The 21,887-nt window shown below is 58.1% G+C and carries 16 protein-coding genes; 7 read left to right on the top strand and 9 right to left on the bottom strand.

Going from position 1 to position 21,887, the window contains the following annotated elements; all coding sequences use genetic code 11:
* Positions 1-44: 44 nt before the first annotated feature.
* The 4 genes from J3U87_RS10285 to J3U87_RS10270 form a co-directional block, all read right to left on the bottom strand.
* Entirely contained in the window at positions 45-524 is a 480-nt protein-coding gene (locus J3U87_RS10285) for a GreA/GreB family elongation factor (RefSeq protein ID WP_237382958.1), read from the bottom strand.
* A gap of 9 nt (positions 525-533) precedes the next feature.
* Complete coding sequence (gene lpxK, locus J3U87_RS10280) at positions 534-1,574, bottom strand: tetraacyldisaccharide 4'-kinase (protein ID WP_237382957.1); 1,041 nt, start codon at positions 1,572-1,574, stop codon at positions 534-536.
* Positions 1,574-3,334, bottom strand: a complete 1,761-nt coding sequence (locus J3U87_RS10275) for a UbiD family decarboxylase (RefSeq protein ID WP_237382956.1) — start codon at positions 3,332-3,334, stop codon at positions 1,574-1,576. Before J3U87_RS10275 ends, lpxK begins: the two co-directional genes overlap by 1 nt.
* Before the next feature lie 163 nt (positions 3,335-3,497).
* On the bottom strand, positions 3,498-4,904 hold the full coding sequence (locus tag J3U87_RS10270; RefSeq protein ID WP_237382955.1) for an FHA domain-containing protein: 1,407 nt from the start codon (positions 4,902-4,904) through the stop codon (positions 3,498-3,500).
* A gap of 850 nt (positions 4,905-5,754) precedes the next feature.
* On the opposite strand from J3U87_RS10270, the gene J3U87_RS10265 reads away from it, so the two are divergent.
* On the top strand, positions 5,755-6,351 hold the full coding sequence (locus J3U87_RS10265; protein WP_237382954.1) for a hypothetical protein: 597 nt from the start codon (positions 5,755-5,757) through the stop codon (positions 6,349-6,351).
* Positions 6,352-6,503: 152 nt separating this feature from the next.
* Here the strand turns inward: J3U87_RS10265 and J3U87_RS10260 are convergent, their stop codons facing one another.
* On the bottom strand, positions 6,504-7,001 hold the full coding sequence (locus tag J3U87_RS10260) for a hypothetical protein (RefSeq protein ID WP_237382953.1): 498 nt from the start codon (positions 6,999-7,001) through the stop codon (positions 6,504-6,506).
* A gap of 680 nt (positions 7,002-7,681) precedes the next feature.
* On the opposite strand from J3U87_RS10260, the gene bioB reads away from it, so the two are divergent.
* The 5 genes from bioB to J3U87_RS10235 all read left to right on the top strand — a co-directional run bounded on the left by bioB (position 7,682) and on the right by J3U87_RS10235 (position 13,682).
* Positions 7,682-8,683 carry a biotin synthase BioB gene (bioB, locus tag J3U87_RS10255; protein ID WP_237382952.1) on the top strand — a complete coding sequence of 334 codons (1,002 nt, stop codon included), beginning with the start codon at positions 7,682-7,684 and terminating at the stop codon, positions 8,681-8,683.
* Between the two features lie 48 nt (positions 8,684-8,731).
* Entirely contained in the window at positions 8,732-9,928 is a 1,197-nt protein-coding gene (locus J3U87_RS10250) for an aminotransferase class I/II-fold pyridoxal phosphate-dependent enzyme (protein WP_237382951.1), read from the top strand.
* Between the two features lie 54 nt (positions 9,929-9,982).
* Positions 9,983-10,609, top strand: coding sequence for a dethiobiotin synthase (bioD, locus tag J3U87_RS10245; RefSeq protein WP_237382950.1), 627 nt, complete (start codon positions 9,983-9,985; stop codon positions 10,607-10,609).
* 259 nt (positions 10,610-10,868) lie between these two features.
* Entirely contained in the window at positions 10,869-13,160 is a 2,292-nt protein-coding gene (locus J3U87_RS10240; RefSeq protein WP_237382949.1) for a protein-disulfide reductase DsbD family protein, read from the top strand.
* Positions 13,161-13,202: 42 nt separating this feature from the next.
* Entirely contained in the window at positions 13,203-13,682 is a 480-nt protein-coding gene (locus J3U87_RS10235; RefSeq protein ID WP_237382948.1) for a lasso peptide biosynthesis B2 protein, read from the top strand.
* On the opposite strand, the gene J3U87_RS10230 is transcribed toward J3U87_RS10235, so the two are convergent.
* From J3U87_RS10230 to J3U87_RS10220, 4 genes are all read right to left on the bottom strand, one after another.
* The gene (locus tag J3U87_RS10230) at positions 13,666-14,475 is read right to left on the bottom strand and encodes a hypothetical protein (RefSeq protein WP_237382947.1); all 810 of its coding nucleotides are present in this window, start codon (positions 14,473-14,475) and stop codon (positions 13,666-13,668) included. The genes J3U87_RS10235 and J3U87_RS10230 overlap by 17 nt on opposite strands.
* A 125-nt stretch (positions 14,476-14,600) precedes the next feature.
* Positions 14,601-14,765: a lasso RiPP family leader peptide-containing protein gene (locus J3U87_RS35255; protein WP_420038298.1), complete on the bottom strand. Its 165-nt coding sequence runs from the start codon at positions 14,763-14,765 to the stop codon at positions 14,601-14,603.
* Positions 14,766-15,027: 262 nt separating this feature from the next.
* Positions 15,028-16,935, bottom strand: coding sequence for an asparagine synthetase B family protein (locus tag J3U87_RS10225; protein WP_237382946.1), 1,908 nt, complete (start codon positions 16,933-16,935; stop codon positions 15,028-15,030).
* A gap of 120 nt (positions 16,936-17,055) precedes the next feature.
* Positions 17,056-17,325, bottom strand: coding sequence for a PqqD family protein (locus J3U87_RS10220; protein WP_237382945.1), 270 nt, complete (start codon positions 17,323-17,325; stop codon positions 17,056-17,058).
* A 1,222-nt stretch (positions 17,326-18,547) separates the two neighbouring features.
* On the opposite strand from J3U87_RS10220, the gene J3U87_RS10215 reads away from it, so the two are divergent.
* Positions 18,548-21,679, top strand: a complete 3,132-nt coding sequence (locus J3U87_RS10215) for an IPTL-CTERM sorting domain-containing protein (protein ID WP_237382944.1) — start codon at positions 18,548-18,550, stop codon at positions 21,677-21,679.
* The last annotated feature ends 208 nt before the right edge of the window (positions 21,680-21,887 follow it).

Below are 21,887 nucleotides of genomic sequence, written 5' to 3'. Positions count from 1 at the left end.
AGGAGTTCTCTTTCCAAAGATCGCTGTTTCCGGATGGGCGCGAGCTAGAGGTTCATTTCCGTAGCGGCGTAGGGCGTGATCTCCACGATTTCGAACGTCTTCGAGCCGGATGGAATGGCGACCCGAACTTCGTCGTCGACACGTTTGCCCATCAAGGATTTTCCAATCGGTGAGCTAATGGAAATGCGGCTGACTTTGGCGTCTGCATCTTCGGGCATGACCAGTTGATAGGTGATTTCCTTCTCCGTGTCGACATCGAAAACGGTGACAATCGCGCCATAGCCTACTTGATCCTTGGGCAACCGGGAAACATCGACCTGAGCGATTTCATTGATCCGATTCTTGAGCGAGCGATATTTGGATTGTAGCAATCGCTGGCGGTCGAGAGCCGCTTCGTACTCTGCGTTCTCGGAGAGATCGCCCAGCGCGGCCGCTTTTTTGATTTCTTCCGGCAATTTACTCTTGAGTTCAATTTCTAATTCTTTCAAGTCTTCGTTTAGACGTGCCAACAGCTTTTTGGTCATTATTTTCCCTTAGTCAACGAAAGGTTTTAATAGTGAGTCTAGGGTCCTTTTGTCTCCCCAGGATACAATCTGTGTGAGAAAGAACAACGATACACCAAACCCCCTTTTGGGATCAAGTTTGACCGCATCCTTCTCCGTGGTCAGGATCCACATTGCGTCCGCTTGGCGACAAGATTCCAAGAACCGATCGCGGTGGTGATTTGTGAGTGGCTCGTGATCTTTTAACGCGTATTTTACGACGATTTCTGCGCCCAAGTCTTCAAGTTGTCGGAAAAAAAGTTGGGGTTTCGCGATACCGGTGTAGGCTGCGATTCGTTTTCCCGCGAGATCCGAGAGGGGACGGTGCGGGCCCTTCTCCAAGGGGACTAGCTCGCCGGGTTGAAAATCTAGGTCGTGGACTGGGAGCTTCGGATACCTGGCCCGAATCTGGGTCATCCATGTTTGCGGCGACCCGCTTTGGGATGCGCGCGTCAGGATGGCCGCGTCGGCACGGGCCAATCCGCGCCACCCCTCGCGGTAATGCGCCAGGGGAAACAGCGCCGGTAACGGTCCGGTCGCGTTGAGTAACACGAGGTCAAGATCGCGGTGGAGTTGCCGATGTTGGAACCCATCGTCCACGACAAAGATGTCCGGTTCGAAGGAGGACGCCGCCTGGGCCGCTTCGCGCCGGCTGGGGCCCACGCAGACCCAGCAGGACCGATGGCGCCGGGCCAGCATGGTCGGTTCGTCGCCATAGAGGGTCCAATCGCCGTCCGGATCGACGCGATGGGTCGCTTTCGGGTCGCGGCGCCCGTAACCGCGGCTGAGCACGGCGACTTTCAGGCCGCCCTGCTCCAGGCGGCCCACCAGCTCCGAGGTGACCGGGGTCTTTCCGGTGCCGCCCATGGCGAGATTGCCCACGGAAATGACGGGTCGGTCCAGGCGATGAACGGGCAGGACGCCCTTGTCGTACAAAAGGTTCTTGAGTGCGACCAGGCCCCCGAAAAGCCACGCCGGCGGAATGCTCAGCCATCGAAACGGCATCGGCGCTTCGCTTGGGGGGCGCTCCATCAATCCAATCCCAACTTGTCCCAGACGGCGTCGACCGCGGCCGTCGTTTCTCCATCCGGCTCCAGTACCTTGGGGTAGCCGGGTTTCATCCGGCAATCGATGACCAGCGGCGCTTCGAAGACCACGTGGTGACGAACCACCCGGTTCTTGGCGTAAATGTCGCCCGCCGGTTCGAACCGCGTGAAAATGTGCCACAGGAAGTCGTGATCGGAAGCGGCCGCATCCTTGGGATCGTCGTGTAGGACCACCCAGCGGTATTTCTGGATTTCCGGCAGGGCGAGCAGTCGATTGGGCGCCTCGCGGTCCTGTTCGTAGGCGGGACCCTTGACCACCAGGACCCCGGGACAAAATAGATGGGGTTCGCCGAAGTCCGGGTTGGAGAGAGAGCCCGGGACCTCGGTCGCCAATTCGAATTTTTTCTCGCCGAGCCCCAGGAACACCGCCTTAGAGCCCTTGTTGACCTCGGGTCCGGTGTAATCCAGCGTGTCCTGGGAGATGTTGGCCAGGATGTGGAGGTCCGTGCGGAAATCGCAGCGAGCCAGGATGTGCTCCAGGAACGGGCGAAAATCGCGCAGGTCCAGCGGGGCCTCCGTGGCCATCAGGACTTTCGATAGGGAAAGCTGGCCTTCGCCGAGCACGCGCATGCAGCAGGTGAAGGCTTCCTTGTGATAGCGTTCCGAAACGATCGCTCCGGCCAGCGAGTGGACGCCCGATTCCTCGTAGGCGAATACGTCCTTCACGCCCTTCATGACCAGTGGGAACAGCGGTGAAAAGAGCTCCTGCAGATAGAGCGCGATGTAGTGATCTTCCTGGGGAGGGCGGCCGACGACCGTGGCCGGGAAAATCGCGCCGGGGCGATGGTAGATGTGCTCCACTTCCAGGAAAGGGTAGTCGTGTTGCAGGGAGTAGTAGCCGTAGTGATCGCCAAACGGGCCTTCCGGGGCTCGAGCCTTTGGCGGGATTCGCCCGTAGATGCAGAAGTCGGCTTCCGCGACCAGCGGGATTTCCGCCAGCGACTTGTTTCGAATGATGTCCAGCTTTTTTCCGAGAAGCAGGGAGGCGAAGATCAGCTCCGGCACGTCTTCCGGCAGGGGGGCGATGGATGCCAGCGTCAGGGCCGGCGGCCCACCGATCAACACGGCCGCGGGAAGGCCCTGGCCTTTTTTTTCGGCCGCGAAATAGTGGTTTCCGCCACCGCGGTGAATCTGGATGTGCATACCGGCTTGGCGTGGGCCCTGGATCTGCACGCGATACATCCCCAGGTTCCCTTTGCCGGTCTCGGGGTGTTCGGTGTAGACGAGGGGCAGGGTGACGAAAGGTCCGCCGTCCTCGGGCCATGAGGTGAGTGCCGGCAAGTCGGTGAGCGACTCCAGGCGGTTGGCGACGAGCGGGCCCTTGCGATGGGTTTTCAATCCGATTTTCAGAGCCTTCATGGCCAAGTGGCGGAGGCTCCAGATCTGCCCCAACCCCTTGGGGGGGAGCATGTTCTCTGCCACGTGAACCAAGTCGCGAATGAAGGTGCCCGGGTCGCCCCCGAAGGCCAGATCGATGCGCTTTTGGCTCCCGAACAAATTGGTGGCGACGGGAAAGGGAGAGCCTTCCACCTTGTTGAACAGCAGCGCCGGTCCTTTGCGTGCCACGACGCGCCGTTGAATTTCGGGGATGACCAATTTCGGGCTCAGGGGCTCATCGATTTCGAGGAGCTCTCCCTCTTGCCGCAACAGCGAGATGAATGATTGAAGGTTCGTGAGATGGCGCAATCGGCTTCCTTTCATCGTGCACACTAAACCAAGATCGGCAAAAAGGACCCTGGGGCTCTTTTTGCCGATGTCGCCGCGGAAGAAATTCCGCCTCCGGTTTGGTCTGCGTGCGAAGCTGTCGTTCGTTGTCGGTGAAATCCGGAAGGCCTCCCCGACCGGGAACTCAGTGATCCCGGTAGAGAAACTTGTAGGTTCCGATCATGATGATATCGCCATCCGAAAGAAAATGTTCGCGAATGCGGTTGCCGTTGACGTAGGTCCCGTTCTCGGAGTTGAGATCGTAGAGTGCGTAACCGCCTGGGCCAAAGGCAACTTGTGCGTGCTTTCTCGAAACGCGGTCTTCGGTGAGGTGGATGTCGTTATCCGGGGATCGGCCGACGCTGGTGGTGCCCATGCCCAGGATGACGACCTGCCCCTCGATGGCATTGTTGAGTGCCGTGATCTTGGGGTTCGAAATCAGCATGGTCCCTTCGGGATCCTCTTCTTTTTCGGCCTCACCCGAATCCACGATATCGCGATCCATCAAAACCGTCGACTGCGCCTGCGAGGGGACGGGTGGCGGAGTGATCGGTGGCGCGTCCACCGGTGGCGGCATGATCGGCGGTGGTGCCACCGGTTCGGGGACGGTGGGTGGGGCGACGTCTTCCACGAAAGGCGGTGGCGCCACGGGACCCGTGTCGATGGAATCGTCGAATTCCTCCAACTCCTCTCCCAGGTCCGAGTGCTCCAGCGGATCCGATACCGACTGCTCGTTCACGTCTTCGTGACTGCCATCATCCAACAGCGCCGGGTCGAAGGGTTGGCTTTCTTCATGGCCTTCGTCAGCCGGTAGATCTTCCAAACCCGTTTCCGTTTCCTCGACCGTTTCGGTTTCCGCGGGAGGCTGGTCGAGAGGCGGTGGTGCGACCAACATGGTCTCGTCGTTGGCCGGATCGTGTCCGTCTTCAGACCAGTCGGACTCTTCGAGCAGATCTTCGTCCTCGTCCTCGTCCGTTTCCAAAAGGTCGCTGCCCTCTTCGTCCTCATCCTCCGCGACCTCGGGTTCCGGTTCCGGTTCGGGCTCGGGTTCCGGTTCGGGCTCGGGTTCCGGTTCGGGCTCGGGTTCCGGTTCGAAGGCTTCCAAATCTTCTTCCGAATCAAAGACGCTGAGGAACAACTCCCGCATTTGATTGGCGTCCTCGAGCTCCGCCTGCTTTTCCGTTAGGTTCTGATCGAGGTCTTTGACTTCCGAATCGTAGAAGTCGTCATCGAACTCACCCAATTCGTGGCGGAAGGTGAGTTCTTCCTTTTCGAGGCTGAATTGATCTTTGGCCCGCTCCAGTTCCTCCATGGCTACTTTGAGCTTCTTATATTCTTCGCGGACATCTCTTTTCTTCGGGTCCGCGGCCATGGCCAGTTCATCCAAGCGAGTGGCGTAATCGGAACGAACTTTTTTATATACCGCCTCGGATACCTTTTCTTTCATGGACTCCATTTTCTCGAGGCGGGTCTGTATGAGATCTTGCTCTTCTTTGATTTCCTTGAGCTCGTCAATGCCGGATGTGTCGATAGACGGCATATGGTCCTTCATGGAAGCCTCCGGAACAGGGAATATCGATGCTGATCTTACCAAATGCCTGCTGGTTTGCTAAGCAAGTAATTCTATTGGCTTTTTTTGTTTTGAATCGGTGCCGTGGCGGGTTGCCCGAGCGCTGATGATCGATCGGCCGTTTTCGAATGGGTCGAGGATGCGTTCGGCTCGTCGGAGGGGGATGTACCCTCGCCGGACCAAGAGCATTCGGCCGTCCTGGAAGGGCTCCGTCCGAGGTTCCTCCCATGGCGCCAGGGTCGCTGCCCCTTGCCTTATCGGCTCGATTTCCAATCCTTAAAGAGGACTCCTTACATAAATGGGTCCATTCGAGCGACGAGTCGTCCCCTCGGGTCGATGTCAGCCGAAAACGGAGGGCGTCGAGGGGCGATTCGCGAGAAACCATTCCCCGCCGGCGTCGGCCCCTACGATGGGGACCTTTGCGACGCCGATGGCGCGATATGTGGGTCGAGCGGGTGGACCCCGCTTCGGCACGACGCGATCGGGCCCGGAGGAGGAGGAATTCGAGCCCGAAAACGGGAATCGGAACCCCGAAATCGAAAAAAAACAAATTTTTTTTTCCGATGCCGGCTGGCGCAAATCTGGGGGCCATCAGGCCTTGCCGCGTCGAGACCATGACACCAGGCGAAAGAATAACCAGTTGATTTGATGGAATTTACGCGTTAAATGCGGTTTTACGTTTTCTAGGCGAGGTGTGAACCTACGTGGGTTTGCGTATTGATTTCTGGCTCTAATTTTCGGGTAAGGCCTCCGGAGGTAAAAAAGTTTGTTTGTTAAAATCGAGAAAATGTTCTAATATATTCCGTAGAGTTCATTGTGAAGGGGTAATGAAATGGTGCAAGAACATTCTGTAATGGACCAAGACCAAGCAAAAGAGTCAGTTGAAAAGATTTTTAATGATGACGAGATGAGACTCATGACGGTTAAGCCGGAGTGGGACGAGGAAGAGCTCCTCGGTCAGGAAGGCATCTTCTTCCTTAAAGATGTCGCTCAGAAGCTTCAGGTGCATTCTTCTGAGTTCAAGAAAGAGGCTCGCTCCATCGAGAAAAAGGGACTGGATCCCTGGGATGTCATGGGTATCCGCAAAACCTGGACGCATTGGCAAGTACGTATGAAAAAATTCGCGCCTTACTACCGCGCACATCGATTGCCGAAAATTTCCATGGTTGACAAAGATTGGGACGGAAACACTTTGTTGGGTCAGAGCGGCCGTTTTTACCTGACGGATGTCTGCGAAAAGATTCCTTTCTCCACGCATCAAATCCGCTATCAGGTTCGTCGCTGTGAGAATCCCAAAGAAGAATACGGCGTCTGGAAAGATGAACAGTACAAGGCCTACTTGGTCGATATGGACCGTTTCTCCAAGTGGATGAAACGGATCTGGTTACATGGTGATTTCAATGGGGGGCGTGAAGAAGACGAGGATTGATGCCTCGGTTCTTCTAGTCTGAGTGAGAGCCGGTTGGATTGTCGGGGGCTGACGATCCAACCGGCTTTTTCTTTGTCCGGATTTCGATCTCGATCAGCGGAGACCGTGAATTTTCCTGGCAGAGGAATACCTTTCGCCTACCGCCACGGCAGTTAGATGAAGTATTCGATGGATTCCGGATCCACGAATTCACCCGAAATCAGCAGGTCGCGAAAGGTGAACACCAATTTGATGGGACCGGCCAGAGCGATATCGCAATAATAGAGTTTGCGCACGCGCGAGTCATCCACCTTTTCCTGGATCTTGATCTGCCCGCCGCGCTTTTGGAAATTGGCCGCGACGTTCATGAGGTTGAACTTGATCAAGGGATCGTCGACTTTGAGCGACTGCATCTTGGCGATGATCACGTCCTTTCTTCCGATTCCCGCATAACCGAGGGAGCGCACGAGCTTGGGATCCATTTCCAGGTCTTGATCGCCATCGCGATCGAACAGGATTTTCAGCTCATCATAGGGAAGCAACATCACCCGCTTGGTGGTGCGGCGAATTGCGAGAATCTTCAATTCCCCTTTTTTCTCCAAGTCTTTGAAGTACTGGAGCAATTCTTCCACGTGCTTTCGTTTTCCGGTACCGATCATGATGGCGGACATGGGAGACTTCGACCTCGGGGAGATGGCATGTACCGGAAATTCCGAAGGAACAACCGATTCACGAGGGTGGGGGAATGGATGACTGGAACGTGTGACTGGGGTCGCCGTCGTAATTCAGGTTGCGATTTGTGAACGCACGTAGAAATCGGGACCTGCCGCTTTATTGAGTCGTATCGGTCGAAATGCTCGAAAAGTTAGCCGAACCGTGGCGGGTGGGGATTGCAGGGTCGTGGTTTGGAACAACTTCTGTACGATGATGCCAGAAAAACGAGTTCGCGACCACCCTACGGAACTTCCAAACTTATATGTATGTGGACGGACCTAAATGCCTCACGAAATTCCGCGGCCGAGTCGCATCGCGGTTCGTCGCTACGCTGCTTCGATTCTCATGGCATGGGGGTTCGATCCACTTCCCGTGAAGCGTGGGCAACCACCCTTTTTGTGCCATAATGTCCCGAACCCATGCCCGTCCCGCCGTGCCGAGTCGTTGCGCGATGTATGAACCTGCCATGGGGTGCCGACGGTGCCGGCGTGACCGGTGCTCGTGAGAAAGCGCGGCCCGGGCTTCCACCTTTTTGGGTTTTCGAGGTAGGATGGGCCCTGATTTTTGGATAACCATCCGAATCTTCCGTTGCGATGCTGCACGCGATCAATGTTGCAAATCAGTGAGGAATCTTTTCATGGCAAATGCAAACCCCATTCGGAGCGATTGGACGAAAGAAGAGATCGCTGAAATCTACGATCTTCCCCTGATGGAGCTGGTGTATCGCGCTCAGACCGTTCATCGCGAGCACCACGATCCCCTAAAGGTGCAAAAATGTACCCTGCTCTCCATCAAGACCGGCGGGTGCCCGGAAGATTGTGGTTATTGCCCCCAAGCCGCTCGTTACAACACGGGCGTCGAATCGGAAAAACTGTTGCCCCTGCCCACGGTGGTGCAAAAGGCGAGAGAGGCCAAATCCAACGGCTCCACCCGTTTCTGCATGGGCGCCGCCTGGCGCGAGGTCAAAGACGGTAGGCAGTTCGACGAAGTCATCGAAATGGTCAAGGCCGTCAGGGGCGAAGGCCTCGAAGTATGCTGCACCCTCGGTATGTTGAGCGAGGAGCAGGCCCAGCGGCTCAAGGAAGCCGGCTTGTTCGCCTACAATCACAACATCGATACGTCCGAGGAATATTACGGCGAAGTCATTGGTACACGCCAATACCAGGACCGGATTCGCACGCTCGAAAACGTTCGCTCGGCCGGCATCACCATGTGTACCGGCGGCATCGTCGGCATGGGTGAAACGCGGGAAGATCACATCGCGTTTCTCCAGCGCCTTTCCTTCTTCGATCCCCATCCCGAAAGTGTTCCGGTAAACGCGCTCGTGCCCGTGGAGGGCACGCCTATGGGCGACCGCGACCTGGTGGATCCCTTGGTCCTGGTTCGCGTGATCGCGAGTGCGCGCATTATCATGCCGAAGTCCATGGTTCGCATGAGTGCCGGTCGCCTGACCATGACCCGCGAAGCACAAATGCTTTGTTTCATGGCCGGTGCCAACTCGATCTTTGCGGGGGATCAGCTTCTGACCACCCCCAATCCGGGTGAGGAAACCGATGAAAAGCTGTTCGAGGCGGTCGGTGTCGAAGCGATGTCCGGGACGGACGTTCCTTCCCATCGCCATACCGAAGTCGGTGCTTGATCGATTCGCGTTCGAGTCGGGTAACGGCCTCTTCCGATGGCTGGGCCCATGACCCAAGCGCCCTCGCGGGATGAATTGCGCGAGTCTCTGAACTTGCTGCGCAAGGATTTCGAGACTCGCGCCACGAAACGGCTCGAGTTGCTGTCCGCCAAAGGGCGGCATCGAGAGCTTCGACCGCGGTCGGGGCTGGATTTTTCTTCCAACGACTATTTGGGTCTCACCGACCATCCCGCGATACGGGAGCGGTTGATCGAGGCACTGGGTGACGGAGTTCCCTTGGGATCCGGAGGCTCGCGTCTGTTGCGCGGCAACACCGAATGGCACGATCGAGCCGAGGCCGAGCTTGCCGCCTTCAAGCGCACCGAGGCCGCACTGATATTCAACTCGGGGTTCGAGGCCAATGTCGGGGTCATCGCCACCTTGTGTGGTGCCGGTGACCTGATATTCGCAGACCAATTGGTGCACGCCAGCATGATCGACGGGATGCGGCAGAGCAAGGCCAGGCGAGTATCCTTTCGACACAACGATTGCGATCATCTGGAGCAACTGCTTCGGGAAGAAGGGTCCACGAGCGGTAAACGCTTCATCCTGATCGAGTCGCTCTACAGCATGGACGGCGACCGCGCGCCACTGGCCGATCTGGCCTGGCTGGCGGCGCGTTACCAGGCTCACCTGATCGTGGACGAAGCTCACGCCACCGGCGTCTTCGGTGCGACGGGCGCCGGTTTGTTGGAGGAAGCGGGCCTCCTCGACGTGCCGTTGATCTGTGTGCACACCTGTGGCAAGGCCTGGGGCGGGTTCGGCGCCTTCGTCACCTGCTCCCGTCCGATTCGCGATCTACTCGTGAATCAATGCAGGAATTTTATTTTTACCACCGCGCTACCACCGCTGATACCCATCCAACTGTTGGCGGCTCTCGAAGTCATCGCTCGGGAACCTTGGCGGCGCCAACGCGTGCTGGCCGCGGCGGGACGATTCCGCGAGGGTCTGGCGGGTCTCGCCGACATGGGGCACAGCGACAGCCAGATCGTGCCCGTCGTGATGGGTGCGGATCGAAGGGCCGTCGCACTCGCGGATCGACTCCAAGCCGCCGGATTCGACATTCGCGCGATTCGACCACCCACGGTGCCGCCGGGCAGCGCACGACTTCGTGTGGCGTTCAATGCGGGCCACGACGCCGTCACGATCGAAAAACTTGTTGCGATCCTGCGCGAAATCCTGGCGGACCCTGATGCCAATCTCTGAGGCCTCCGTAATCCGTTCTGGATGACAACATATTTAAACAGTGGTGATTGGCTAATGAAGATTTTTGTTACAGGAACAGATACCGATGTTGGCAAGACCCTGCTTTCCTGCCTTTTGACCCGAGCATTGAACGCCGCTTATTGGAAGCCCGTTCAAGCCGGGATCGAGGGCGGAACAGACAGCGAGACGCTCTCTGGTTGGATCGATCCGGACCGGGTTTTGCCGGAACGATTCCGATTGACCCAACCCATGTCGCCCAATCAAGCCGCCGAACGAGACGGTGTCGCCGTGTGCCTCGATGAATTTCAGATACCCGTGGTCGATACGCCACTGGTGGTCGAAGGGGCCGGCGGGCTGATGGTGCCGCTCAACGATCGGGAACTGGTGATCGATCTCATCGCACATCTGGATCTTCCGGTCGTCCTGGCCGCGCGTAGCGGTCTAGGGACCTTGAATCACACCCTGTTGAGTCTCGAAGCCTTGCGAGCGCGCGAGCTCGTGTGCCTCGGAATCGTGTTGTTCGGCCCAAGCCATCCCGAGAACGAACGTGATTTGGTTCATTGGGGAAAGGTGCCCGTACTCGGGAGAATAGATGTGGATCGACGCTTGGTGCCGGAAGACGCGGAGCCATTGTTGGCAAAGCTGGACTTGGGTCCTTTGCGGGCTTTTTGGCAACCTTGAATCCTCAGGCGATCGCATTGCGTGAATCTTCGCGGAATGTTGGCCGGTTTGTACCCGTATAATAGGTGCAAAGGTTGAATCGTTGCGATGGGCCGGGCACGGCGGCTTTCGTTTTCGCCCCGTTCTCTTTTTGTGCCCTGCCATTGTTGCGAGTGCGATTCAGCGGCAGAAAACCGATTTCGGAACCCCGGGTCAAGTTGGTGTAAACTGATTTCGACCGCACCGCCGCCGTTGGTTTTCCCACTTCAGGAGTGTTTCTATGAGATTTCTCGCCGGGCTCTTTCTCTTCACCATGGTGCCGTTGCTCGCGCAATCGCACGTGGAGGCTCGCATCATCGCCGATCGAGAATCGGTGCAAAAAGACGAGTCGTTTCATTTGGGTATCCACTTGAAGATGAAAGACCATTGGCACACTTACTGGGAAAACCCGGGGTTTGCGGGACTGCCTACGAAGTGGGAATTGGAAGCGGTTCCCGGTTTGGAGATCGGTGCGCTGGAGTTTCCCGTTCCCAAACGCTTCGTGGACGATGCGGGTTACGTGACCTACGGCTTCGACGACGAAGCGCTGCTCATCGCGCGCGCCACCTATTCCGGCGACGCCAAGGTCATCGAGCTCAAGGGCAGTGTCAATTGGCTGGAGTGCAAACAGAGTTGTATTCCCGGCCGCGCCGAAGTCTCGCTCACGCTGCAGGTCGGCGAGTCCAAACCCGCCCACGCAAAGATCTTCCAAAAATATCGGCAGTTGATTCCCGAGTCCCATGGAGAGGGTAGCGCCTTTACCTACGCGACCAAATGGTCGTTCGAAACCACCGCCTGGCGCGGCACCCTGACCCTCGATGGCAGCGACGCCTTTCCCGCCAAAACCAAGTCCAAAGATGTCAAATTCTTTCCGCTCGCCACCGATTACGCCGAACTGAAGAACTACAAGGTCGAGACCAAGGGCAAAACCATCACCATCGATCTCGAATTCGAGCCGTTCGAGGAATCCGTTCCGGACGATTTGGCCCTGAATGGCGTCGTCCACTTCGGCGGCGCGTCCTTGAAACCCACTCGACTGTCGCTGTATCCGGAAGTGTCGGCCACCAAATCACTTGCTCCGGTAGGGACGCTGAACGATCCCGCCGTCGCGGAAGCGCCTCCGACCGCGGCGACGGGGATCATGGCCTACTCCTTTCGCTATGTCCTGTTGATCGCCTTTCTCGGCGGCATGATCCTGAACCTGATGCCCTGTGTTCTGCCGGTCCTGTCGCTCAAGGTGTTCGCGGTGGTTCAGGAAGCCGGCGGCAATTACTGGCATCGGGTCAAATTGGGCTGGGTCTACACATTGGGCATCATGATCTGCTTCTTCGTATTCAGCTTGTTCTTCGTGGCCGGCAAGGCCGCCGGAACCGAGTTGGGCATCGGCTTTCAATTCCAGAGTCCGGCCTTCGTCATCGGTATGTCCGCCTTGATCTTTATCATGGCGCTGAGTTTTTTCGGGGTCTTTCACATCGAGGCGCCCAACAGCGACGCCTTGTACGGCCTGTCTCAAAAGCAAGGGGTACAGGGGGCCTTTTTCCAGGGAGCGTTGATGACCCTGTTGTCCACGCCCTGCACGGCGCCCTTTTTGGGCTCCGCATACGCTTGGGCCCTGTCCCAACCCCCGTTGGTCATTGTGGTGGTCTTTCAGATCATCGCTTTCGGTTTGGCGTTTCCCTACCTGATGTTGTGTTATTTCCCCGCGTTGCTTCGGTTCCTGCCCAAGCCGGGTCCCTGGATGGAGTACTTCAAGGTCTTTCTGGGGTTTTTGTTGATGGGCACCGTCGTATGGCTGTTCAGTATCCTGATCGACCTTTCCGGTAAAGATGGCGTTCTGGGTTCCCTGACCTTACTGCTGGGTCTGGCCTTCGCCTGTTGGATTTTCGGGCAGACCTTCCACGGCGTCGGCCGCCGCGGGGGCCTGTTGTTGAGCTCCCTCGCCGTGGCGATCAGTGTGTTTCTCGGCATGTTCGTGGTGTTCGACATTCGCGATCCCTTCGCCAGTCGTCTGGAGTCGGAAGAAGCCTTGCGCCTGAAACTCATGAGCGAGCTCGAGAGCGGCATGACCCTGGCCGCGGATGGATCGTCGCCGTCCTTCTTCGAGTCGCTGGAGCAGCGCGTCACGACCGAACAGAAAATAGCCTGGATTCCCTACTCACCCGATGCACTCGAATACTTTCGGAAGAAGAACCGTCTGGTATTCCTCGACTTCACGGCCAGTTGGTGTTTGACCTGCAAAGCCAACGAAAAGCTGGTGATCAATACCAAGAAGGTCAGATCCGCGTTCGCCGATCACAAGGTCGTCACCATCAAGGTCGATTACACCAACAAGGACGAAGAGATCACGCGCTTCATCCAGAGCTTCAATCGTGCGGGTGTTCCGCTCTACGTGTTCTATCCCGGTCAGGGCGATCCGATCTTGTTGCCCGAAGCCATCTCAACGGGGATTCTGTTGGATGGCTTGGGTGAAGCCAACGCGGTGTTGACCAGCCAATCCGCTTTGTCGCCGATCGAGGAAACGGCCCTGCCCTGATTGCCCTTGATTTCGAGCACGTGGCGGGGGTGGTGCCAAATCATGGATAAGTTTCGTGTTTGGAAGCATTTGGATTGGAAAGAGCGATGGGCCTGCCTCGAGGCGGTCGGTTGGTTGGGCATTGCGCGCTTTTCCCTGCTGATCTTTCCCTTTCGATGGGTGCTGCGCTTGTTCGGCATTCGTCAGGATGTGGCCCAGACCGAGGTTGACGGGGCACCGGCAGACGTTGGCCAGGATGCCGTGATTGTGAAACGAGCCTTGCGCCGGGTGTCCCGCAACGTTCCCTGGGACTGCAAATGCCTGGCTCAGGCACTGGCCGGCAAGGCGATGTTGTCCCGGCGCGGCTTGCCGGCGACCCTGTTTATCGGCGTGACTCGCGACGATCAGCGCGAGTTCCGGGCCCATGCCTGGCTGAAAAGCGGGTCCGCCTTCATTTCCGGGGGCGAGGGCCACGAGGCCTACACCGTCATGAGTGGGTTTTCCGCCGTCAAAAAAGCCGGGGTCTTCAAACCACCGACTTAATCTTCTCGGTAACCCGATCCAGCCGATCGAACCCACTCGGATAGTGGATCTCCATGACCCGCACGCACTCCACTACGTCTGCCAATTGCTTCATGCGGGTCGGTTGCAGCCCGGCTGCCTCGGTTTCCGCAACGCCGAAGCTCAACCCGATCAGAGCCAACAGCGCTTTGGATGGGGGAAGATCCACCAGTTCCACGCCATCTTCGTCGTGGCGTTCCAGTAGGAACAAGGTGCTCAACTGGGTGGGGTGCTCGCTGAAGCGGTTGCGGTCATTGACGATGGCCGGCACTTTTCGCTTCGTCAATTCGGGATGGACCAAGGGAAACGCCTTGAACCCTTCGCCGAAGAATCGCTCACCTGTATCCGGCCACATCCTGGATTGGGGAATACCGGGGTATATGACGATGCCCGAATCGGTCCGGGTCAGGGGAATCAAGTCGTCGCAAAGCAGGGGGCAACCAGTCTGGTTGAGGGCCGCGCTCAGGGTCGACTTGCCCGAGCCACTGTGACCCAACAGGCAGAAGGCTCGATTTCCGTGAATCAGGCTCGAACCGTGAAGAACGGCGAAACCGTTGAGCTCCAACCACAGGGCGAACACCCGTCCCAAGATATAGGGAATGGGCCTCGCCCCGGGTTCCAGATTCATCGAAATGTGGGAGCCCTCGAACTCGAACAGGCCCACTTTGCCCAATTCCAGGATGAGGGCATGTCCATGGCGGAAGAGCCGCGCATGTGGGTGGCCTTCAGAAAAGCGAAAAGGGCTTTCCCAGATACAGGGAAGCCCCTTGGTCATGATGGTACGCTTTGCGATTGAAAGGACACACTTCTTCGTTGGCAATGTAGGTAGGTCAAAGCTTGGGAGTTCCAAACTCAGATCGCTCTCTACCTCGATGCCGTGAAACCGGTAGTGGAACGGCCTCAAGAACTCTGGACCAACTCACCTGTGGCTTTCGAGTCGGACCCGGCATTGAACCCCGCTTGGGTCAGAGTTGCGACATCTCCGCGTGAAACCAAAAGCGGTTTTTCATAGGTTTTCTTCCCCTGAGTCTGGTCCTCGACTTCGGAGGTGACACGCTTTTCCATAACCATTACTCTCTCCCATTTGCGTTTAAACTTTTTGATCAGTGAGCCTTACAAATTGCCTAGGGTATGAGAAGCGAATTTCGCTGTCAAGCGAAAAAAATCCTCGGGGAGCTTCTTTTTTTGAACTTGATTCTCAAAGTTCTCCTCCCGGGTTAATACTAGGTTGTCGCAAAGAAGTGTTAAATCTATTCTCGGTAGGATGATCTTAGAACTTAACAAAAGAACCCAAAAAAGACCACACCAGTCGCATTAACTTTTGGCTTCATGATTTTGGATTCGAAGGTTCTGGCGCGGACGATAAGGGCTTTCTTGCGTGTGGGAACGATTGGGGTTGGCGGATGGAGAGCCAGATCTCGGTCCAAAGTGCGGATAGGAAATCGGCGACCTCTCTACCCGGTTCTTTTTTTAGGAAGAGCTCGACGGACTCCTGAAGCGCGGGTCCGTCAATCCATTCGTGGCGGATTGGGTCGTGGATGATTTGGCCTTGCAGGCGATTCAGTTGATTCGCGATTCCCTTGTAATAATAGGCGGCCAAGGTGGGTTTTTCCAGTCGGTTCACGATTTCGCTGGGTAAGTGGTGTTTCATCAGCTCGCGCAGCAGACCTTTGGGTCGTCCGTCGCCGTTGAGGTGATTTGGTGGCATGGCGAGTAGGAGCTCGGCCAGTCGATGGTCGAAAAAAGGGTGGAAAACCTTGATTCCTCGCGAGTTCCCGGCTCGTTGGTACCAATGGGTGGCTCGGCGGATCCCGGCTGCTCCTCGGGTCATCCTGTGGAAAAAACGTTGGCGATCCGACCCGAGGAAACGTCGGGGAGACCGGATCTCCAGCTCGTCGATACCGTTTTCCGGTCGAATAGCCTCGGAACGTATCCAGGACGGCATATGTGGTAGTCGCCCACCCCGGTAACAGTGGTCCAGATAGAGGCGGTTTGGCACCAAATGTCCGAATAGCGATCGTATGGCGGCTTTTGCCTTGGATTTGAGGGGACGCTGGCCCAGTTGTGTCCAAAACTGCCCAAGCCGAGTCAGGCGCCCTTTGAGGATGTCTCCGGCCAAGAGGTGGATCGGAGGGAGGTTCGCGAACATCGTGTCGCCGCCGTGGCCGGTGAGCAGGCTGGTGCCACCTCGTCGTTGGACCTGGTCCAGGATGGCCAGGTCCAAGCGGTCCGCGCACTGAAACGGATTCTCCATGGGGTGGATGGGCGGGCTGGGTTCCACCACCGTAAAGGGTTCACAGTCGATCGATTCCAGGGGGATGCCCAGGTGTTCGGCCGTCAACCGGCTCCAGTGGCTCTCGTCGCAATCGGTCAAGGTGGGAAATCGATAGGCATAGGCGACCACTTCACGGTCCTGGCGGCGGGCATGCTCGGTGGCGAGGGCGGTGATGGTGGAGGAATCCATGCCGCCACTGAGCATGGTCGATACGGGTCCCTCGGCGTCGGCGAGGCGCTGGGCCACGGCCTGATTCAGGCATTCCAGCAGAGCGGGTCCCCATTCCTTCCGCGGGGGAAGGCCGTGACGGCGGGGTCGCAGCTCCAGGAGCCTGCCGATTGAGGGTTCGCCCCTGCGCAGGGTCAGTGCTTCCCCGGGGCGCAGGCCGGTGAGACCGTGCCACATCGAATGGCGCTCGTCGTAGTGGTTCATGATCCACATCAGGAGAGCCGCCGGATTCACTTCGAAGCGGTCGGGAAAGGCGCGCTCGATTTGAATCGCGAAACTGCTCAGGTACAGGCTCTGCCCGATCGAGGCGAAGTGCAGCGTGCGCGTTCCCATGGGATCGCGCACCGCCAGGAGTTCGCGGGTTCGCCGGTTCCAGAGCACGAAGGCGAAGTCGCCGGAGAGGTGGCGCGGACAACGGCTCCCCCAGCGGCGGTAGGCTGCCGCGATCAGGCTGGCGGGCGAAGCCGTTTCCAAGGCCAGGGCGCTGGCCAGCGCCGCATGGTTGTCGATGCGGGCATCGGCCACGACCATCAGATCCTCGTCCACGTGGGGATTCGGCGCGACGGGTGCCAATCGTGGATGCTCGACGAACATCATCCCGACCGCGCCTTCGCGTGCGACCCACGGGGTGGCGGATGATCGGGGCACGAATCCGTGGTGGGCGAGGAGATCGGTCTCCTCTTGGAGGACCGGGCGTCCATCGAGGTGGATGACCGCCGCGATTTCACTCATGCGAATCGATCCAATCGTTCTCTTGCCGTGCGAGCGGAAGCACGGAGGGCCTTGTTCGCGCGTTGTGGAAACGCGCCGTTCAGTTTCGGCCGCCGAGCGCGCGAGGAACCTCCAACACGTTCATTGGTTATGGAGTTCCACAAGGCCGTGCTCCTTGAGTCGCCCGACCAGGTCGGTGAGGTCGGTCTGAAGCGTTTGCCGATCGACCTGGTATTCCGACAGCAGTCGTTCGAGCGTCTGATCGAGGCTCTGCGTTTCCTGCAGGCTGTTCCAGATCGCAGACCCCATGGCGTTCAGCTCGAAATAGGTGCCCTTTTTCAAATCGAGGAGGACGGATTCTTTCCCCACGCTCTGGGTCAGGACCGAAGTGGAGATTTGTACACGCAGCATGATCGCTCCTTCTGGCCGCCATGCCTCCTGCGAGGCTCCATAGAACGGCATCCATGTCTTGGTGTGGTATGAAGTTCATTCTAGTACCCCATGCAGATAGTCCGCCAGTGCGATTTTTGAACCCCCCACATGTTCGGGCGATCTTCGACTCCGGCGCATGTTCGGAAATCGAAGCGCCTTGGCCGGATCGCGAGTGGCCCGAGTGGGCCGGGAAGGGTCTCCGGGCCGGGGCCCGTTGCCGGTACGGCAACGAATGGATCGCGTCCCGACAGCGCGAATCGGGAGATTGCGATGGATTTCAACCCAGAACGGGTGGTGCGGCTGGCGTTCGTCTCACCGGTAGAGACAAGACGAGTGAAAGAGGTCGTGGCGAACCGGGTGAGGTTCAGATGGGACAAAGGTGTTCCTATATTTAAATAGAACATGCCGCTCACGAAGATGTGGTAGGGGTCCCTGACAGAGCAACAATATTTAGGGGGTGGGGTTGATTTTGTCGCTTGTTCAAAAAAAGGCCGGAGCGCGCTTTGTGCTGGGGTGGGAGATGAGGCGGGACGAGGAAAAAACAGGTTCGACATCAGAAAATCCTGGAATAAAGCTTGCACGGGTAGCAAGCCTGTTCATCCCATGGAGAAGGCTTCCTTCAGGGCAAGCCCACGATGTCTGCTTTTCATCTCTCAACAATTGTGTGTCCTGCCCGATGCGGTGTTATCACTGCTGCAGGCATTCCGCGTTTGCCCGAACATTTTTGCAAAAGGTTGGATTAACGAAAACAACTGTGGTAGGTTAGCCACTTAATAACAACCTCACCCAACAATCGAACGACTATTGATTTCTACGGAGACGAGAAATGAGAATGCTTTTCTATGGATCCATTGTGCTTATGTGGTCCTTCGCGGCTCTTGCCCAGCCGACTGCCAACCATAACCTGGTGGCAGAGGGCCCGGGCGGGGAGCCGTTTACGTTCCCGAACCGCGGTGGAACAGTCCTGTTCGATACTACGGACGATGTGCCGGTAGGCGCTTTGGGCGTTTCTTCCCAGGTGCATACTTCACCCGGTTTTGTCATAGACCCCGGTCCCCCCGTCGTCCATTACTCTACCTTTGCGGCCGATGACTTCACTGTCCCTGCGTCGGTCAAAGCTTGGCGGATCAACAGCATTTCCGTCACCGGGAACTACATCAACAATGCCCCGGGCGGTGGCCCCGAAGGTCCGGCGACCTCGTTGAACATTCACGTCGTCGGCAACAGCGGCGGTCTCCCCGACACCACGAACCTCTCGGGTGCCTCGATCTTCTCGCTCGAGAACGTCACGCCCGACGATCTCAACGTCGGTGATTTCGTGGTCAATATTCCCGGCGGCCTGATTCTGACACCCGGTACCTATTGGTTGGTCGTTCAGGCGAATCAGAATCCCGATGAAGCCGGTCAGTGGTTGTGGCGTTCGGCCAACTCCACCGACGACCTCTTCCCCAGCGCCTGGTTCGAAAACTTCGAACTGTTGGGCGACGCCGCCTGCACCAACACCTGGGGCGACCGGGTTACGAGCTGTGCGGTGACCGCCACGCCTCCCGAGAACAACGATCAGGCCTTCCGCCTCGAAGGGGATGAATTGCTGGCCGGTGTCACCGTTGCACCGACTACCTTGGAAACCACCGAGGACGGCTCAACCACCACCTTCGATGTGGTGCTCGACGCACCTCCCACCGCGAATGTCGATATCGGCATCTCTTCTTCCGATGTGACGGAAGGTACCGTGGCACCCGCCAGCTTGACGTTCACCTCGGCTAACTGGAACATCCCACAAACCGTGACGGTCACCCCCGGTGCTTCCGGCGACGGAAACGACGGAAACGTCATGTACACGGTCGTGACCGCAGATGGCGCCTCGACCGATACCGATTACGACGGGTTCGTCGTCGACGATGTCACGGTCACCAACCTGAATATCGACGGCATTGCCGGGGTTTTCGTCGACCCGAACTCCGGGTTGGTCACGACCGAAGCGGGCGGAACCGACACTTTTGTTATCTTTGCCTCGGGAACACCCACCATGGACGTTACAATCCCGCTCAGCATCAGCAACGGCGAAGCTACGGTTCAAGTGAGTGTCACCCTCACTGGCCCTGGTTATTCGGAAAACGTGACCGTGACTGGCGCTGACGACGACATCGACGACGGCGACGCGCCCTTTACCGTCGTGACCGGTACCACAACCAGTGGGGACCCCAGCTACAACGGGGTAACCGTCGCCGATATCACCGGTACGAACACCGATGACGACACCGCCGGTATCACCGTGACTCCGGTCGCTGTCGAGCCGTTGGTGACCGACGAGAACTTGACGACTTCCAGCTTCGACGTCGTGCTCGACACCGAGCCCACCGCCGATGTGGTGCTCAATTTCGAAAGTAACGATACCACCGAGGGTACGGTAGGCCCCGCTTCCGCCACCTTCACCTCCGGTAACTGGAATACGCCGCAAACCATCACCATCACCGGTGTGGACGACTTCCTCGATGACGGCAACGTGAACTACACCATCATCACCCGTCCGGCCAGCAGTACCGATACGAACTACGACGGTCTCGATCCTGCCGACGTCACCGCCGTCAACAACGACAACGGCGACTCGGCCGGTGTGACCGTCACGCCCAACGCGACGCCGTTGATCGTGACCGAAGACGGTGGAACCACCGATACCTTCACGGTCGTGCTCGACGCGATGCCCGCCAACGACGTAACCATCGCCGTCAGCACCCAGAATGCCAACGAAGGTACCGCCGACACGGCATCGCTCACCTTCACGAACGCCAACTGGAACGTTGCCCAGACGGTCACCGTGACCGGTGTCGACGACGCCATCGATGACGGCAACCAACTCTTCTCCATTTTGTTGGCCGACACCGTCAGTACCGATCCGGTCTGGAACGGCGTGCCCGTTGTGGATGTACTCTGCCAGAACAACGATGACGACACCTTCGGCTTCAACGTGAACCCGACTGCCGGTCTGGTCACCACCGAAGCAGGTGGCTCCGATACCTTCACGGTAAACCTCCTTTCCGAGCCGACTGCGGACGTGACGATTCCCGTCGTCTCCAGCAACGTCAACGAAGGGACGCCCGACCTCGCCTCGCTGACCTTCACGCCGCTCAACTTCAGCACGCCTCAGACCGTGACGGTCACCGGTGTTCAGGATGGCGGCGCGCCGGACGGCGACATCGCCTACACCATCGACCTGGGCCCGGCCACCAGTACCGACACCGTCTACAACGGCCAGACGCTGCCTTCCGTCGGCGTGACCAACAACGACGACGACCTGCCTCCGGGTGTGACCGTCAATCCCACCTCGGGTCTGACCGTCACCGAGGCCGGTGGAACCGACACCTTTACCGTCGTGCTCGATTCCCAGCCGACCGCGGACGTCACCATTCCGGTCGTATCGGACGACACCACCGAAGGTACGCCCGACTCCGCGACGCTGACGTTCACCAATGCCAACTGGAACGTTGCACAGACCGTGACCGTTACTGGTGTGGACGATGACTTCGACGATGGCGACATCGCCTTCAACATCGATCTCGGCCCCACCACCAGTACCGATGCGGCCTTCAACAACCTCACCGTTCCTTCCGTGGGTGTGACCAACAGCGACAACGACACCGCTTCGGTTACCGTGACGCCCACGAGCGGTCTGGTCACCGACGAGGACGGCGCTACGGCCACCTTCGAGGTTCGCCTCGGTGCCACGCCTACCAGTGCGGTCACCATTCCCATCACCTCCGACGACACCACTGAAGGTACCGTCGATCAGGCTACCCTGACCTTCACGCTCGGCAATACGCCGCAGACCGTGACGGTGACGGGTGTGGACGATCCCGTGGTCGATGGCGATATCGGCTACAACATCATCGTGGGTGATCCTTCCAGTAGCGACCCCGCGTACGATGCCCTGGGCGACGGCGACACCGCCGACGTGTCGGCCACCAACCTGGACAACGACATCTGTGGTCCGGTGACCATCGACGTCACCATCGGTGGAGATGTGATCGTCACCGGTACTCCCGGTTGTATCTTCGATCTCTACAACACCACGGGTTCCACGAATACGGGTAACTGGATTCTGTTGGCTTCCGGCATCACCATTCCCGCCAGCGGCACCATTGTCGTGCCTGGCGTGACCGGTGCCGAAGACCACTTCTACGTCGCTACCGTAACCGGAACCTTCGACATCCTGAACGCATCCGGTGGTCCGGTGATCACGGTTCCCACTTTGGGTGAGTGGGGCATGATCGCCTTCGTCTCCATCCTCATGCTCGCCGCCATGGCTTTCATGAGACGTAAGCGCACCGCCTGATTCGTTTCAGCCAACCTTGCAAAACAAATGGCCGGGGACTCGTCCCCGGCTTTTTTTATTTTCGGGAGAGGCGTCTCTTCTCGAGAAACAGCCGCGGTGTCGATCTTTTTACAGCCTTTGCAGGCGAATGCCCTACATTATTAATAGAACCCAGGGAACGCAACGCGCCGTCGCGGGCCTTCCCGGGGACGACCGCGACGCCTTTGTG

The sequence above is a fragment of the Sulfidibacter corallicola genome, assembly GCF_017498545.1.
GTDB classification, from domain to species: Bacteria; Acidobacteriota; Holophagae; order Acanthopleuribacterales; family Acanthopleuribacteraceae; genus Sulfidibacter; species Sulfidibacter corallicola.
The sequence above is the reverse complement of the archived record's forward strand: the minus strand, read 5'-3'. Positions and strand labels throughout refer to the sequence as shown.